General features: G+C 37.8%; 12 protein-coding genes. 10 read left to right on the plus strand and 2 right to left on the minus strand.

The window, feature by feature from the left end; all coding sequences use genetic code 11:
• Window positions 1-30: 30 nt before the first annotated feature.
• The 8 genes from AC23ME_RS01795 to AC23ME_RS01830 all read left to right on the plus strand — a co-directional run bounded on the left by AC23ME_RS01795 (window position 31) and on the right by AC23ME_RS01830 (window position 10,485).
• Window positions 31-1,230: a hypothetical protein gene (locus AC23ME_RS01795; protein WP_487726034.1), complete on the plus strand. Its 1,200-nt coding sequence runs from the start codon at window positions 31-33 to the stop codon at window positions 1,228-1,230.
• 174 nt (window positions 1,231-1,404) lie between these two features.
• On the plus strand, window positions 1,405-3,798 hold the full coding sequence (locus AC23ME_RS01800) for a S9 family peptidase (RefSeq protein ID WP_487726035.1): 2,394 nt from the start codon (window positions 1,405-1,407) through the stop codon (window positions 3,796-3,798).
• Between the two features lie 117 nt (window positions 3,799-3,915).
• Complete coding sequence (locus tag AC23ME_RS01805; RefSeq protein ID WP_487726036.1) at window positions 3,916-4,818, plus strand: DUF4886 domain-containing protein; 903 nt, start codon at window positions 3,916-3,918, stop codon at window positions 4,816-4,818.
• A 224-nt stretch (window positions 4,819-5,042) separates the two neighbouring features.
• The gene (locus AC23ME_RS01810) at window positions 5,043-6,698 is read left to right on the plus strand and encodes a T9SS type A sorting domain-containing protein (protein ID WP_487726037.1); all 1,656 of its coding nucleotides are present in this window, start codon (window positions 5,043-5,045) and stop codon (window positions 6,696-6,698) included.
• A gap of 198 nt (window positions 6,699-6,896) precedes the next feature.
• Window positions 6,897-7,529 carry a peroxiredoxin gene (locus tag AC23ME_RS01815; protein ID WP_308849970.1) on the plus strand — a complete coding sequence of 211 codons (633 nt, stop codon included), beginning with the start codon at window positions 6,897-6,899 and terminating at the stop codon, window positions 7,527-7,529.
• A 196-nt stretch (window positions 7,530-7,725) separates the two neighbouring features.
• On the plus strand, window positions 7,726-8,034 hold the full coding sequence (locus tag AC23ME_RS01820; RefSeq protein ID WP_487726038.1) for a thioredoxin family protein: 309 nt from the start codon (window positions 7,726-7,728) through the stop codon (window positions 8,032-8,034).
• Between the two features lie 2 nt (window positions 8,035-8,036).
• The gene (locus tag AC23ME_RS01825) at window positions 8,037-8,285 is read left to right on the plus strand and encodes a DUF6952 family protein (RefSeq protein WP_487726039.1); all 249 of its coding nucleotides are present in this window, start codon (window positions 8,037-8,039) and stop codon (window positions 8,283-8,285) included.
• A 202-nt stretch (window positions 8,286-8,487) separates the two neighbouring features.
• Window positions 8,488-10,485, plus strand: a complete 1,998-nt coding sequence (locus AC23ME_RS01830; protein ID WP_487726040.1) for a T9SS type A sorting domain-containing protein — start codon at window positions 8,488-8,490, stop codon at window positions 10,483-10,485.
• Between the two features lie 40 nt (window positions 10,486-10,525).
• On the opposite strand, the gene AC23ME_RS01835 is transcribed toward AC23ME_RS01830, so the two are convergent.
• On the minus strand, window positions 10,526-11,353 hold the full coding sequence (locus tag AC23ME_RS01835) for an N-acetylmuramoyl-L-alanine amidase (RefSeq protein ID WP_487726041.1): 828 nt from the start codon (window positions 11,351-11,353) through the stop codon (window positions 10,526-10,528).
• Window positions 11,354-11,563: 210 nt separating this feature from the next.
• Here AC23ME_RS01835 and AC23ME_RS01840 point away from each other — a divergent pair, with 210 nt between their 5' ends.
• Together AC23ME_RS01840 and AC23ME_RS01845 are read left to right on the plus strand one after the other, a co-directional pair.
• Window positions 11,564-13,240, plus strand: coding sequence for a dipeptidyl-peptidase 3 family protein (locus tag AC23ME_RS01840; RefSeq protein ID WP_487726042.1), 1,677 nt, complete (start codon window positions 11,564-11,566; stop codon window positions 13,238-13,240).
• A 253-nt stretch (window positions 13,241-13,493) separates the two neighbouring features.
• On the plus strand, window positions 13,494-15,935 hold the full coding sequence (locus tag AC23ME_RS01845; protein WP_487726043.1) for a TonB-dependent receptor domain-containing protein: 2,442 nt from the start codon (window positions 13,494-13,496) through the stop codon (window positions 15,933-15,935).
• A 133-nt stretch (window positions 15,936-16,068) separates the two neighbouring features.
• On the opposite strand, the gene AC23ME_RS01850 is transcribed toward AC23ME_RS01845, so the two are convergent.
• The gene (locus AC23ME_RS01850) at window positions 16,069-16,431 is read right to left on the minus strand and encodes a response regulator (protein ID WP_487726044.1); all 363 of its coding nucleotides are present in this window, start codon (window positions 16,429-16,431) and stop codon (window positions 16,069-16,071) included.
• Between the last annotated feature and the right edge of the window lies 1 nt (window position 16,432).

A 16,432-nucleotide genomic window follows, 5' to 3' on the forward strand; every position in this document is an offset into this window, starting at 1 on the left:
AATTAGCGTTTATATCACTTTAGTAACGTCATGAGAAAATATCTGTTTCTTTTTTCTGCTTTATTTTTTTCGGTTCAACTTAAAGCGCAGACTTTAAAACCTGACGTTTTAGTGGTTGGAAATAGCAATGCAGCAGCGGCAGCGGCAATTCAAGCGGCACAATCTAATGTAAAAACCATCCTGTTGCTTCAGGCTGGAGGTTTTGATATTGAACCTATCGGCAAAGACCTGCATTCTGGCGTACAGGCTACCTTCCTTCAAAAAATCAAATCCTTTAAAAAAGAAAAAGATAGCGTAGCTGATGTAGACTTTGACAAACAAACAGCAAACCAAGTGCTCACACAATGGACAGACAGCATCAAGAACTTAACTGTGCTTAAAAATGTGCAATGGATGAAGGCAGATCGCTCTGGAAAAGGTTGGGTGTTTAAACTATCAGACGGAAAGACTATTAGACCCGAAGTTTTTGTAAATATTGCCGACCAAAAACTAAATACAGCACTAAAAATCGATGCCTCGGCAGCAAACACTTGGCATAAGTTCGATTACGACAGTACCATCTATAAAACCAGTGTAGCTGTAGGAAAAAACGTAAGCGGCAGCACCAATACAATTTATTCGCTGTACCAATTTTTAATGCCCACGCAAGAAAATTTGGTTTACGTAAATGATGCTTCAAGTATGCTGATGGGACAATCGGCAGGGGCTATTGCCGCCTACGCAGGTTTTTTCAACCTTAAAACTTCTGAATCAAATTTAAAGCGTATACAAGGTGAGCTGATTTCGTTCAATACCAACTTAATTCCATTTACAGACATAGGTGTAAAAGATGCTAACTGGAAGGCCATACAAATGGTGGGATTAACTGGAATGTTAAAAGCAGAACTTATAAATGGAAAACTTCTTTTTAACGCAGAAAAATTGGTTAGCGCTGCTGATGTTAGCCAAGCAATGAAAGACCATTATTACAAGGCACAAATTTGGTTTGATGACCACAAAAGTGATATTATTACCATTGGCTCTGCCTTAGATCTTATTCGTTATGTTGGCAATAAAGCACCAGAAACAATGCGGAAAGAGGTAGAAAAGAAATGGAAGACGACTTACGCTTTTGCATCAGATTTTAATGCTGACAGGCAAATTTCGAGAAGAGAGTTTGCCGTAATACTTCAAGATTATGCACCCCCTTTTAATGTTACGATAGATAAAACTGGGAAAATTTTGAGGTAGCTTGTTGTTTCCCCATATATTCGCAGATTGGAAACGCAGATTTTTTGAGGTAGCGTGAAATCTGCACTTTTATCTCTATAGTCGGCGGGAAATTGTCTGATATGTAACATTTACTTTGCCTTATTTTGGTTCGTTGGTTTTTGCATAACTTGCAAGCATAACCATAAACTAAGCATGAAAAAGCTATCATTTCTATTTTTCTTGTTTGCCACTGCTGCCAGTGCGCAAGAATTGGTCCCGCTAACTGTTTCGAAAATAATGCGTGATCCCAAGTGGATGGGAACTTCACCTGAGAATTACCGTTGGTCGGCAGATAGTAAAACCATTTTCTTTGATTGGAACCCAGAAAACAAGGACAAAATACAACCCTATAAAGTAAGTGTGTCATCTAAAAAAATAGAAAAAACTGATAGTACAGAAGTTGAAGACAACCTGGATATCCGATATCTCTACAACAAGGATAAATCTTTGGGCTTACTAGAAAAAGGCGGAGATATTTACTTAACAAATATTAAATCTAAAAAAGAAACGAGGTTAACCAATACTTTAGAAACGGAAAACAACGCAAAATTTCTTTATAATAATGATGTAGTCTACCAAAGGGCTGATAATGTATACCAATTAAATTTGGCTACAGGAGAGTTAAAACAGCTCACCAATTTTGTTAAAAGGAAATCAGTAGACGCTCCTCCCCCAGCCGTTAGATCAAGTGGCCGCTCAATTGGCACTTCACAACAAGATCTTTGGCTAAAGAACGACCAAACAGCATTGTTCGATATCATTAAAAATAAAAGCGCAGAGAGCAAAAGCAGATTAAGAGGCAGAAGTTTTGGCTTTTTTAATGACCCTGTGAAGCCCAGAGTAATTAAGCCAATTAATTTAGGCGATGATTTCATGGCAGGTTTAACCGTTAGCCCCGATGGAAAATATGTGAGTTATAGGCTGATTAAGCAAGCTAGCGGAAACAAAAATACTATTGTACCAAACTATGTAACCGGCTCTGGTTATACGGAGGATATCAATTCTAGGGCAAAAGTTGGAGAAGCGTTATCTACCATTACAACTTACGTATTTAATGTAGAGAAAGACTCGGTGTATGCCATAAATGTATCTCAAATACCTGGTATTAAAGATTTACCAGATTACGTAAAAGATTATCCGAAACAGTTAGAAGAACGCACGAAAAAGAACGAGGATAGAAAAGTAAATCTTAACGTGGTGAACTGGAATGAAACAGGTTCATTTGCGATTGTAAGTGGCAGATCGCAAGACAATAAAGATTTCTGGATATTGAGCCTAGACCCGGCTACGGGAGCCTTGACGTTGATTGACCGTCAACGGGATGAGGCTTGGATTAGTGGTCCTGGCATTGCCCGCGATGTGAGGTGGATTGACAATCAAAGGTTCTATTTCCAAAGCGAAGCTACTGGCTATTCGCACTTGTACACCTACAATGTAAGTACAGGCGAAAAAAAGCAACTTACTTCTGGTAAATGGGAAGTGCAACACGTGCAGCTTTCGAAGGATAACAAAACATTTTTTATCAAAACAAATAAGGATCATCCTGGGATTACACACTTCTATAAATTAAGTGTTAACGGAGGAGATTTATTACAAATTACAACAATGAAAGGCGGAAATGAGGTAACCCTTTCACCGGATGAAAAATGGCTGGCTATCAATCATTCTTACATGGACAAACCTTGGGAACTGTACATTCAGGAGAATAAGCCAGGGGCGAAGGCGGTAAAAATTACCAAATCTACTTCTGCAGAATTTGATAGTTATCAATGGCGCCAACCAGATTTAGAGTCATTCAAAAACCGTCATGGCGATGATGTTTACGCAAGAGTTTATCCATCAAAAAACCCACATCCCAATAAACCGGCAGTAGTTTTTGTGCACGGTGCAGGTTATTTACAGAATGTACATTACTGGTGGAGCCAATATTTCCGTGAATATATGTTCAATAATTTGCTGGCGGATAATGGATACACCGTTATCGATATTGATTACACTGCTAGTTCTGGCTACGGCCGCAATCACCGCACCGGAATATATCGCCACATGGGCGGAAAGGATTTGACTGACCAGGTAGATGGTGTGAAAATGCTAGTAGAGAAATATGGTGTAAATTCGAAAAATGTAGGCTTATATGGAGGTTCTTACGGCGGCTTTATTACTTTGATGGCTTTGTTTAATGAATCGGATGTTTTTAGGGCCGGAGCTGCACTAAGATCGGTAACCGATTGGGCTCACTATAATCACGGTTATACCTCTAACATCTTGAACGAACCAGTAAACGATCCAAACTCGTATAAAAAGAGTTCACCAATTTATTTTGCAGATAAGCTGAAAGGCGATTTATTGATGTTGCACGGCATGGTTGACGTGAACGTACATTTTCAGGATATCGTTCGTTTATCGCAGCGTTTTATAGAATTAGGAAAAGATAATTGGGAGTTAGCTGTTTACCCGGTAGAAGATCATGGTTTTGTAGAACCTAGCAGCTGGACGGATGAATACAAACGAATTTTTAAGCTGTTCGAAAACAGTTTAAAAAAATAACTCATTGATATTATCTTAACCAACAATAGTGATTTTTTAGCGGTAAGCATTTTTAGAGCGAAAAATGTTGTTAGCAAAAGATATTCTGTATATGTTTAAAAACATTAATTATCATAGATGATGGATCTTAGAATTTTTAAAAAGCGATTGGTTTACGTAGTTGCGTTTTTGTCTCTCTTTTCTGCAAGCGTTAGTAGTGCAAGCACACTAGATTTTAACCAACTTAGTTTCGAAAAGCCAAGTAAAGATAGCGTTATCAAAATATTAGCTATTGGCAATAGTTTTTCTGATGATGCCCTGGAACACTATCTCTACGGTTTGGCTAAAGCTGGAGGTTACAAAGTAATTATCGGCAATCTGTACATCGGCGGTGCCCCCTTAGATTTACATGTAAAAAATGCGCTTGAAGATAAAGATGTTTATGAGTACAGAAAGGTAAATATTGATGGTTCGAAGCAAAAATTACCGAAGACAAGTATTTCAAAAGCTCTAGCCGACGAAAACTGGAATTACATTAGTTTTCAGCAGGCAAGTCCGAAATCTGGCGTATTTGAAACATACGTAGAACCACTTCCAATATTATTTAAATATGTAAAAGAGCGGGCCAAAAATCCAAAGGTGAAATATGTTTGGCACCAAACGTGGGCTTATGCCCAAAATTCGACGCACAATGGTTTTGCAACCTACAACAAGGACCAGATGCGTATGTACAACGCTATTGCAGATGCATCAAGTAAAGTGAAAACCTTAGCTCCTATTGATATTGTAGTACCAGCAGGAACTGCAATACAAAATGCTCGTACTAAACTAGGTGATGTGTTGACACGAGATGGTTACCATTTAGATTTAAATATAGGTCGCTACACCGCAAGTTGCACTTGGTATGAAGCCATATTCAAACAAAATGTAGTTGGCAATCTTTATAAACCTGAGAAAGTTAGTGGCGCCGATGCATTGATTGCTCAAAAGGCAGCACGCAAAGCGATCAAAAAGCCGTATAAAGTTTCAAGAATAAAATAATTTTCCGCTTATTTCTGCAATTAAAGCCGCATTTTTTGCGGCTTTAATTTTTTTCTTGCGTTTTCTTGCGTTTTCAAATTGGTTTTCGTAATATTATCCTATTGAAACTTAGCTCCTTATCCTAACGGCATCAAAAGCGTTTAATTATCTGCGTTTTTAGTGGCCTGGTTGATTTGTGCCAAGTTCTAACCAAACAATAACCTTTAACCACTAATTAAAAACGTATGAAAAAACTTTTACTTTCTTTTGCGCTGGCTTTTGCAGCGCTAATTGCCAATGGGCAAACAGTTTTCTCTCCAACTTGGTTTTATGACGCTACTACAACGGCAGGAGAATTGTTGATGACAAACAACGGAGCAAACTCCATAGCTTTCAATCCTAATAATGGAAAATTGTATGTTACAAATAGGGGTGATAATATCTACATAATAGATCCTGACGCTTATACAGGAACAATTAGTTCACTTCAAAAATCTCTCTTACCAAAGTTGAAAGATGGAGGCAATACCGAACAATTTCGTTTTAATAAAGTTAGGGTAGATGCAGATGGTGTTATTTATGCAACAGCTCTACAGGTTAATGGCACTGCTGTTATCTATAGATGGGCTAACGAAACGGCGGTACCCACAATGAAAAGTATAAATGTGAGTGTTGGTAATACAGGCGTTCGTGTTGGCGAGTCTTTTGCTTTATATGGATCAGGTGACAATACCTATCTATATGTGGCTAGTAATCGTACTTCTGCAGGATACGACGGAAGAACTTTATCAGTGTTTAAAGTTACGGCCGGCGTGGTTAATCTACTAGGTATTGTAGATATGTCTAGTGCTTTCGCCACAGTAGTTGGTACAAACTTCTATGATATTGCTGGGTCTAGCATAAGCGCTGAAACTGAAGATGTTCTTTGGGTTTCTGTAGGAGAACTTGGAGTTACACCAAGAAGAATAAAAATAAATTTAGCTTCTTTAGATAATACAGGAGCAACTTCGACACCTATAAGTTCGTTTCAAGCTATTTCTACAATTGGCGGAAATTTCATAGGCGTAGAATTTGTAAACAGTAACAACTTAGGATATGCTATATCTTACGGAAGCCGCACTAATGGTGGCTCTTTGGCATATGTTTTTCATGTCTATAGCACTGGTACTGTAAATGCAGCAACAGCTACATTAGCGAAAACTTCCCAAGCCAATCTTGCAAGGTCTGCAACTTATGTAAGTAATTCTGGAGTATCAGATGTTGCAGTTAGAAGACATGCCGACAATACAAGAACGGTTTATTTTCTTGCTACAAATAATGCATTAGGCGCTTTCAAGTCTGCTGCTCCACTTCCCGTTTCCCTTACTTCTTTCGACGCTGCTCTAGTAAAAGGCCAAAGTACTTTAACTTGGGAAACGGCATCAGAAACTAACAATAGCGGTTTTGAGGTATTGCGTTCTACAGATGGTAAAGATTTCACGAAAATCCATTTTGAAAATTCTAAAGGACAAAACGGAAACTCTACAACTGCATTAAAGTACAGTTTTGTAGACCGTACTGCTAAAGCAGGTGTAAATTATTATCAGTTAAAACAAATAGATCTTAATGGTGATAATGAGCTTTTTAAAGATGTTAAAAGTGTAAACGTAAGCTTAAGTGCTGCAGATGTAGTTGTATTCCCTAATCCAGCGACTACTTACATCAGCGTAAATGCTGGCGGTGCAGATTTTAAAGATGTTAAATACGAACTTTTTGATGCAAGCGGTAAAAGAGTATTGAGCGAAAAGGCCACAGCTGAGCAGCAAGATATTTCTTTGAGCAAGTTGCCTGCATCAATATATATCTTAAAAATTTCTAAAAATGGCACCGTTCAAAAAACAGTCAAATTAGTTAAGCAATAGGTTGTTAGTTAATATATGGGTTAATTTAATCCCGACCTAGTGGTCGGGATTTTTTGTTATAATCAAAATCTAATCATAACTCAATAATTATAGCTTCTCTCTATAAGGCTATCAAGATTTAGTATAGCAGCACCATTGTCTCAGCATAGTTTTTACCTTATCTTTGCGGCAAGAAAAAATTAAAAACAAAAATAAATTATGAGTTTCGTAGGAAAAAAATTCCCAAGTATTACAGTTGATGCCATGTCTGAAATGGGTGACGATTTAAAAATCAACGTTTTTGAAGAAGCAGTAAAAAATAACTCTAAAGTATTGTTGTTCTGGTATCCAAAAGATTTCACTTTTGTTTGCCCAACAGAATTGCACGCTTTCCAAGCAGCAGTAGAAGATTTCAAACAAAGAAATACAGTAATTATTGGTGCATCTTGCGATACTAACGAAGTTCACTTTGCTTGGTTAAACACAGCTAAAGATAATGGTGGTATCGAAGGGGTAACTTACCCTTTAATTGCTGATACACACAGACAATTGGCAGGTACTTTGGGTATCTTAGATCAAGAAGTAGAATATACTGAAGAAGGCGAAGAAATCTTCTCTGGTTCTAACGTATCTTACCGTGCTACTTATCTAATTGATGAAACTGGCAAGGTGTTCCACGAAAGTGTAAACGATATGCCTTTGGGTAGAAACGTTAAAGAATATATTCGTTTAATTGATGCTTACGCTCACGTACAAAAGCATGGCGAAGTTTGCCCTGCTAACTGGGAAGAAGGTAAATCGGCTATGAACGCTACAAGAACAGGCGTTGCTGAGTACTTAAGCGCTAACTAAACAAAAGCTTAAAAATGGCTGTTTATTACAGCTGCATGTCACATTGAGCTTGTCGAAATGTTTCTTTACTGAGGCTTCGACAAGCTCAGCCTGACAAACCATATAACATTCTTTTTCCAATCATTAACTATGCGATTTCTTAAATCTGACACAGGACTGAAAGTAATGTGATTGCATAGCTATTAAATATAAAATCATGTTTTTAGAATTAACAGAAGATAGTTTAAGCCAACACCTTTCAGACAATAAGAAAGTGATGGTACAATATGCAGCTTCGTGGTGTGGCAACTGCCGTATCATGAAACCAAAGTTTAAAAAATTAGCAGCAGAAAATGAAGATGTAGCTTTTCTAATTGTGGATGCAGAGAAGTTTCCAGAATCAAGAAAATTTGCAAAAGTAGATAACCTACCAACCTTCGCTGCCTTTGAGAATGGTGCATTGGTAGAGCAAGTTCAAACTAATAAAGCAGAAGTTTTAACTGATTTATTTGCAAAAATTAAGTAATTATGAAGGTTCCAGTAATAAGACAATTTTTCGAGAACTCAACCCCTGAGCAGTTAAATACAACGCTAGAAGTACTTGAGGCTTTTTGCGAATTTAGAGGAGTAAGCGAAGCGGAAGTTGACGTGGCGGGAGAAATGATCACTAATATTTGCGGTGCTTTGGAGGTTCATGCAAGTGTACAAAGCGGTTTAGAACCAAGAGAAGCTTTAAATGCATTTTCTCAAAAAGTGATGGGTTCTATTGATAGATAACAATCTCAAAACAAATAAAAAAGCCCCACAGTTTAATACTGTGGGGCTTTTTTATTTCACATTCTTCCAGTTTTCTTTAACTAATTCCCGTTAATTGATTTTTAAATACCTACAAGTAGGTATCAATTTAAAGAAAAATACTAACTATTAGGTATTGTCTAATCATCTGGTATTAAAGAGATTTGAATTAAAAAGAACCATTATGAAAAGACTTTTACTAACAATTTTTATCGGATTGTTCGCTGCAACAGCTTTTGCACAGTGGAGCAACAACCCAAATGTAAACACTAACATAGCTGCAGGCACAGCTGGCAGCAGGGTAGGCTTAATTTCAAATATCGCAGATGGTACTGGTGGAATTTTAACAGTTTATAGAGAGGAAATTTACAACAACGTAACCTTCGAATGGACCTATAATGTATACGTTCAGCGTATATCATCTACCGGTGTAAAACAATGGGGCAGCAAGGGAGTAGGTATCAGCAATACGGTAAACGACATAGGCTGGCCCGGAACCGTTAGCGATGGCAATGGAGGGGTTGTGCTTATCTGGAATGAAGAAACCATTGCTGGAAATCACGAATCGGAGAAAATTTGTATGCAGCGTATTGACGCCAACGGAAACAGGATGTTGGGCCCTAATGGAATTGATGTTATAACAGACATTAGCGAGTATGGATTAGCAGAAAACGTAGTAAGAGATGTGACAGGCAACTATGTTTTTGCTTATTCAGATTATGCGGATAACAAAATATATGCTCGCAAAGTTAACTCAAGTGGTGTGCACCAATGGGGCGCACCAATATTATTAAATGAGGCCGCAAATCCAGGTGAAGTAGAAGAAGGTTTGATTTACCCAGACGGCACAGGCTATATTTTCTTATGGATGTCGGAATATCAAATAGCGGGGGAATGGGGTGAAAGCGTTTACTGGCAAAAATTAAATGCAGATGGCACAAAAAATGGAGCTAATTTAATGCTGTATGATTTTCCTCCTGCAACAGGTCCGATAGACCATTCTTTGGAAGGCGTCGCTTCTGACGGAAACGGAGGCTTTTATGTGGGCGTAACAGAATATTCTTCTACCGTGGCAAAACTCTATTTGCAACACATTCTTAGTAATGGTACAAAAACTTTCGCAGGCTGGGGTATAGAAGTAGATCCATCGATAGGAAAGTACAATGCTGGTGGCAATTACGTAAATTATGGCGTAGCTCTCGCAAGTAATGGAACGGGCGGAGTAATAATTAGTTGGACAGACACCAGATCTGGAAATGACGGGCTTTATGCTCAAAACTTTAACAGTGCCGGAACAAAACTTTGGGCAAGCGGGTCAGATGTTACTGTTATCCCTAGTTTAGTATCAAGCGACTTCTATGAGAGTCATTTTAAAGTAGATTCAGACGGAAATTTTGTATTTATGGTATCTAAGGATGCTGGTGCTAATAACAGACATCTTTATGTACAGAAATTGTCGCCTGCAGGAACTGTACTTTACCCCACAGCAGGAGTTTTTGCTGCCGGAAGGGCCTCAAGCAAATATGGTGAATTACTGGTTATTGGCAATAAAGCAGTTTTACTTTGGGAAGATTATTTTTATGACAATGTAAATAATGAACAAGTCTATAATATATTTGCCCAAACGGTATTTTCAGATGGTACTTTGCCCGTAGAATTAACCTCTTTCAATGCATCAGCTAAAACATATGGAGCTTTATTAGAATGGCAAACTTTAACGGAAACCAATAATTCACATTTTATTGTAGAAAAAAGTATAGATGGAACTAGTTTCCAAACCATCAATACGGTTTCTGGCAAAGGCACCACTCAGGAAAAGTCTAATTATCAATTCACAGATGCAAACTTTACCCAATCGGCTTATTACCGATTAACGCAAGTAGATTTGAACGGAAACAAAAAAGTTTACGATGACTTAGTAAAGTATCTGAAAGCTCTTGGTGCTACCGAAAAGATAGCTGTATATCCTAACCCAACCGTTGCAAGTGTATTTGTAAAATCAAACGATGCTACAAAAGGCTTAACGGCATCTTTAACGGATTTAACCGGAAGAGTGCTAGAAACCAAAACAACTGCTGGACCGCAGCTAGAATTTAACCTCAATAAGCTTCCAAAAGGCATCTATTTAATTCAAAGTAAAGATGACAAAGGAACATTTACAGAAAAGGTGATCAAACAATAAAAGCAAAAAAGCCCCAACTCAGTCGAATTGGGGCTTTTAATTAAAGACTCTTCTTATACAGATTATATATTACCTGCTTATCAAACTCGGTAAGCGTATGCGTAATATCTGTTTGCACAAAGTGGATTTTAAAAGCCTCAATAGCATAATTAGGGCGGGCAATGTTATAGCCAATCACCTTTAAGCCAATCATCGGGTCAAAGTTTTCTGGAACGCTATCCAAAACATCATCGTACCATAAACCGTAACCTTTTTGCGCCAATGTTTTCCAAGGGAAATTCTTCGGATCATTTTTTCTGCCTGGTGCAAAATCTGCGTGACCAATGAAATTAGCTGTTGGAATGCTGTACTTCTTTTTCAGGGTTTTCAAAAGAGCACACAAACTCGAGATTTGTGCATCCGTCCATGGGTCGGTAGTCCCATTATTATCCATTTCGATTCCGATAGAACAAGAATTCATATCTGTAACACTACCCCATTTACCTGCGCCGGCGTGTTGTGCCCTTAAATAATCATTCACCATTTGTACAATTTTTCCGTCCCTGCTTACCACATAATGCGAACTTGTGCCCGTACGTGGAATAGTGAAGGTTCTCAGCGTTTGTCCCAACGAATCTTGTGCAGTATGATGAATCATCACAAAATTTGGCTTACGTATGCTCATATTAGTAGTACCTACAAAATACTGCTCATTAAAAAGTGAATCTATCTGCTGATTTTCTGGCGGAGTGGCTGCGATAATCTTAGAAAACGTCTTTGCATTATTTTTATAAACCTTATCGGTCGCTTTGTATTTATAAGTGCTACAAGCTGCTAAAAATAGTAATGCAGTAAATAAGAAAGCAACTGATTTTTTTTGTGATCTCATTTTGTTAATTGGTTAATAGGCTAACTGTTGTCCCAATAGCTGTCGGGAGGTTAATTGTCAAATGCTAAAATGTTGTTTAAAAAAATTTTCATTATACAAATTAAAACCGCTAACTCTTTTGTGTACTTTGCGCCTTTGTGGTTAGATTTGGTAAAATAATTTTTTACTAATTTAGTACATTCACGCAAAAACCCGAAAAAACAATCGCATATGCGCAAAATAAATATCAAAATCGTTAAAGGAATTCTGCTGGGAACCGCATTGGCAACAGCTATTGCTGCCTGCACAAGCAAAAACTCCACCGAAGATAAATCGGCAAAAAAAGAGGTGGATTCCCTAACAGAATATGTAGCACAACGGTTACCTATTTACGAAAAGGTAAGGCTAACTACAGATTTAAACCTCCTAACACCAAACGAACGTAAGATATTACCTCTTTTAATTGAGGCTGCGCAAATTATGGACGAGCTTTTTTGGAAGCAAGCCTATCCGCAACGCGATAGTTTATTAGCAACTATTAAGGATGAAAAAACTCGGGAATTTCTTAAAATCAATTATGGCCCTTGGGATAGATTAAATGGGGATAAACCTTTCGTTGCTGGCATTGGCGAAAAGCCGTTAGGCGTAACTTTCTATCCTTTGGATATGACCAAAGAGGAGCTAGAAAAATCTGATGTAAAAGATAAACAAGGCCTGTATTCTGTCATCAGAAGAGAAGAAGGGAAACTGACCTCTATTCCTTATCACATCTACTTTGCAACAGAACTTCAAAAAGCAAGTAGTTTACTGAAACAAGCGGCGTTAATGGCTGATGATGCAGGTCTTAAAAAATACCTCAACCTAAGAGCTGATGCTTTGGTAACCGATAATTACACCGCAAGTGATTATGCTTGGTTGGATATGAAATCGAACGGATTGGATATTATTATTGGTCCAATTGAGAATTATGAAGACAAACTTTTTAACGCAAGAGCATCATTTGAGAGCTATGTGCTTATCAAAGATAAAGAGTGGAGTAAGCGTTTAGCCAAATACGTTTCGATGCTTCCTGAACTACAAAAAGGCTTACCGGTTGATGCGAAATACAAAAAAGAAGTGCCTGGCACCGATTCGGAATTGAACGCTTATGATGTAGTTTACTACGCTGGCGATTGTAATGCAGGATCAAAAACTATTGCTGTGAACTTGCCTAACGATGAGAAAATCCAGCAAGAAAAAGGAACTCGCCGCTCACAGTTAAAAAACGCAATGAAGGCCAAGTTTGATAAAATTTTAGTGCCAATATCGAGTGTGCTGATTGATAAAGAGCAACAAAAGCATATCAAATTCGATGCTTTTTTTGCTAACGTTATGTTCCATGAAGTGGCGCACGGTTTAGGAATTAAAAATACTGTAACTGGAAAAGGAATGGTTCGTACTGCCTTGCAAGAACAATATTCGTGGCTAGAAGAAGGCAAAGCCGATGTTTTGGGTCTATATATGGTAACTGGCTTGCTTAAAAAGGGCGAACTGGAAGGTGATATCAAAGATTTTTACACTACTTATATGGCTGGCATTTTACGTTCGGTACGTTTTGGCGCATCTAGTGCCCACGGAAAAGCGAACATGCAGTGCTTCAATTTCTTCCAAGAAAAAGGTGCTTTTGAGCGTAGTGCACAAGGAACTTACAAAGTTAATTACGGTAAATTTGCCGCCGCAATGAATGAACTAAGCGCAGTTGTACTTGCTTTACAAGGTAACGGCGATAAAGCTGCGGTAGAAAAAGCACAAAAAGAAAGAGGAATTATTAAACCAGAATTACAGGCTGATCTAGATAAATTAGCTCAAAAAGGAATTCCTGTTGATGTAATTTTTGAACAAGGCGTAGATGTTTTGGGCATGAAATAAAAAATTTTAACATTTTAAAAAAAGCGGCTTGATACAAAATCAAGCCGCTTTTTTTGTGATTATTACTGCACCATTACAAAAAAATGAAAATTTCTTGTAACCTTTCGTCCTTCTTCTTCGTCTACTCGATACAAACTATAAGAAAGGTCTCGGCCTTTTTGAAAAACTAAGCTAAAGATTTTTAAACGCTAAAAAATGCGCTAGATGCGTACGGGAACTTTTGTGCCCAAAAATCAATCTTAAAACACAAAAAATGAAGAAGATATACTTTTTATTAATTGCTTTTTTCACCTCTACCTCCCTTTTTGCGATAGCTAATCATTCCAAACAAGTTGATATTAATGGAACTGTATTAGATGAACAACGCAAGCCGATAGATTATGCCACCGTTGGTTTATTTAAATCGTCAGACTCTTCTTTGGTAAAGACAGCTATGACTACTCCAGAAGGTAAATTTAGCTTTCCAAACATTGTAGCAGGCACTTACTACATCAAAATTAACATGATGGGCTACCAAGTCTATAAAGGTAAGAGCTTTGTAGTGGCGGCAAACCCAATGACGTTACCAGAAATATTACTCGTTGCTAACAGCAAAACCCTAAACACAGTAAGCATTGTTGCAACCAAACCTTTGTTAGAGCGCAAAGCGGATAAAATGGTCATGAATGTAGAAAACAGCGCTGTCGCTGTGGGTTCTTCAGCTTTGGAAGTGCTTCAAAGAGCTCCTGGTGTTACGGTAGATCAAAACGATAGAATTTCGATGCAAGGCAAACAAGGTGTTTTAATTATGCTCGATGGAAAGCAAACCTATATGAGCCAAGCTGATGTTGCCAATTTGTTAAGGAACATGCAAAGTTCAGAAATCGAAACTATTGAGCTGATCACTAATCCATCGTCTAAATATGATGCTTCTGGAAACTCGGGTATCATCAATATTAAAACAAAAAGATCTAAAAACGGCGGTGCAAACGGAAGCTTTGTTGCGGGCGCAGCATATGGCAAAAACTTGAGAGGAAATACTGGCCTTAACTTAAATTACCGAAACAAAGGGGTTAACCTTTTCGGAAGCTACAATTTTAACAAAGGAACAAGAAGTAATATAATCGATATCGATCGTATTTCGGCAGGAACTGCTACAGAACCCGATACCTATTTCTCGCAAAAAGGTGGCGATGACCGTGATTTCGAAAACAATAACTTTAAAGTTGGTGCCGATTTCTTCTTAAATAAAAACAACACTATTGGCGTTTTAGCTACGGGATATTTAAATAGTGGACAAGAAAATGCCTTTAATAGGACACGTATTGGAAAGTCTTTTACTCAGTTAGACTCGATCTTACATTCTAACAACACCCAAAAATCTAGCTATAGAAATTTTGCCTATAACCTTAACTATAAGTCTGTTTTAGATACCACCGGACAGGAAATTACTGCCGACGCAGATTATTCTAGGTATAACGGAAGAGATAATGCTGAATTGGTGAATCAGTACTTTTTCCCAGATGGTTCTCCTGTTAAACCACAAGGACGCTTAAGAAACAATACCCCAAGCACCATCGACATTAAAGCGGTAAAGGTAGATTACGTTTTACCTATTAACAAAACAACCAAGTTTGAAGCCGGAGTGAAAAGTAGCTGGGTAGAGACAGATAATGATTTGCAAGCCGAAGAATGGAAAAGCAATGCTTGGCAAAACGATGTACGTAGAAGCAACCGTTTTGTATACGATGAAAATGTAAATGCGGTATATTCTAACTTTAGCAAGCAGTTCAAAAATACGAGCGTGCAATTGGGCCTAAGGATGGAACAAACCAATTCGAAAGGGCATTTAATTACAACAAACGATGTGGTTGAACGCAGTTATTGGGATTTCTTCCCAACGGTTTACGTACAGCAAACTTTGTCTAAAAACCATCAGGTTGGTGTTTCTTACGGCCGTAGAATTGACAGACCTAGTTACGACGCTTTAAATCCATTTATTTATTATTTGGATCAATATACCTACAACAAGGGAAATCCTTTCTTAAACCCGCAGTATACGAACAATTACGAGGTTAATTATACCTTGATGCAAAAGTATTTCTTAAACCTAGGCTACAGTGTAACAAACGATGCCATTACCGAAGTGATTTTGCCTGACACGGAACAAAAAGCTTTGTTCCAAACTAATGAGAACTTACAAACACAAACGGTATTGTCGGCTAACTTAACCGTACCCGTAAAAATTAAAAAATGGTGGACGATGAATAACAATCTGAATGTGTTCCACATGGCTTTTGAAACGCCAAACTTACAAGGCCAAGCACTAAAAACCGGACAAACTTCGTATCAGTTCCGTATGCAAAATAGCTTTATCATTATGGATGGTTTAACCGCCGAAATTAATGCCAACTACGATTCGCCATTGACTTACGGTACACTTGATTTAGAAGAAAGAGCCTTTGTTGATTTCGGTATCAGCAAATCGATAATGAAGAAAAAAGGAACGTTAAGGTTTGCGGTATCAGATGTTTTCGATACCAATAGGACTAGATTAAGAAGTGCATTTACAGGTTTAGATTATAGTCTTTATCAAAAGAATGAAACACAATTGTTCCGTTTAAATTTCACTTACAGATTTGGTAAAAATGAGATTAAGCCAGCTCGTAGAAGATCTACAGGAACCGAAGCTGAGCAAGGAAGGATGAAGAATTAGTTTTTTCCAGACTTACGAAGTTTTCGAAACTTCGTAAGTCTTTTTGGAAGCCTTTTTTAAAACTGATGCTGAAATAAATTCAGCATGACGGAGCTTTCTGATCGTGTAACAAGGCAATGTCGACAATATTAACCTATCTCCCAATCAGCGAAACCACCATTCCTTCCAATTGATCAATATCAAAAGGTTTAGGTAAATAGCACTCTGCTCCTGCTGTTTCTGCCAAGGTTTTAATATCGTTATTAGCCGAAAAATAAATAACTGGAATTTCTTTATACACGGGATGCCTTTTAAGCTCTTGTGTGGCTTCTATACCGCCCACATCTGGCAGCCAATTGTCCATTAAAATAATATCTGGCTCGTAGGCAGATACCTGAGTAATAATATCGTTTGAGGTAGATGAGGTTTTGGTCTCATAACCTGCCCCTTCCAATATCAAAGTGCAGAGATCCAAAATGTCTTTATTGTCATCAAAAATGAAAACCTTTTTACTCATC

It is taken from the genome of Pedobacter sp. T50_32, assembly GCF_057652195.1.

Excerpts from the sequence above, each read along its gene's own strand:
- AC23ME_RS01810 (WP_487726037.1), top strand. The coding sequence starts at position 5,043 with ATGAAAAAACTTTTACTTTCTTTTGCGCTGGCTTTTGCAGCGCTAATT.
- AC23ME_RS01835 (WP_487726041.1), bottom strand. The coding sequence starts at position 11,353 with ATGAGATCACAAAAAAAATCAGTTGCTTTCTTATTTACTGCATTACTA.
- AC23ME_RS01840 (WP_487726042.1), top strand. The coding sequence starts at position 11,564 with ATGCGCAAAATAAATATCAAAATCGTTAAAGGAATTCTGCTGGGAACC.
- AC23ME_RS01845 (WP_487726043.1), top strand. The coding sequence starts at position 13,494 with ATGAAGAAGATATACTTTTTATTAATTGCTTTTTTCACCTCTACCTCC.
- AC23ME_RS01825 (WP_487726039.1), top strand. The coding sequence starts at position 8,037 with ATGAAGGTTCCAGTAATAAGACAATTTTTCGAGAACTCAACCCCTGAG.
- AC23ME_RS01815 (WP_308849970.1), top strand. The coding sequence starts at position 6,897 with ATGAGTTTCGTAGGAAAAAAATTCCCAAGTATTACAGTTGATGCCATG.
- AC23ME_RS01830 (WP_487726040.1), top strand. The coding sequence starts at position 8,488 with ATGAAAAGACTTTTACTAACAATTTTTATCGGATTGTTCGCTGCAACA.
- AC23ME_RS01800 (WP_487726035.1), top strand. The coding sequence starts at position 1,405 with ATGAAAAAGCTATCATTTCTATTTTTCTTGTTTGCCACTGCTGCCAGT.
- AC23ME_RS01850 (WP_487726044.1), bottom strand. The coding sequence starts at position 16,431 with ATGAGTAAAAAGGTTTTCATTTTTGATGACAATAAAGACATTTTGGAT.
- AC23ME_RS01795 (WP_487726034.1), top strand. The coding sequence starts at position 31 with ATGAGAAAATATCTGTTTCTTTTTTCTGCTTTATTTTTTTCGGTTCAA.
- AC23ME_RS01820 (WP_487726038.1), top strand. The coding sequence starts at position 7,726 with ATGTTTTTAGAATTAACAGAAGATAGTTTAAGCCAACACCTTTCAGAC.
- AC23ME_RS01805 (WP_487726036.1), top strand. The coding sequence starts at position 3,916 with ATGATGGATCTTAGAATTTTTAAAAAGCGATTGGTTTACGTAGTTGCG.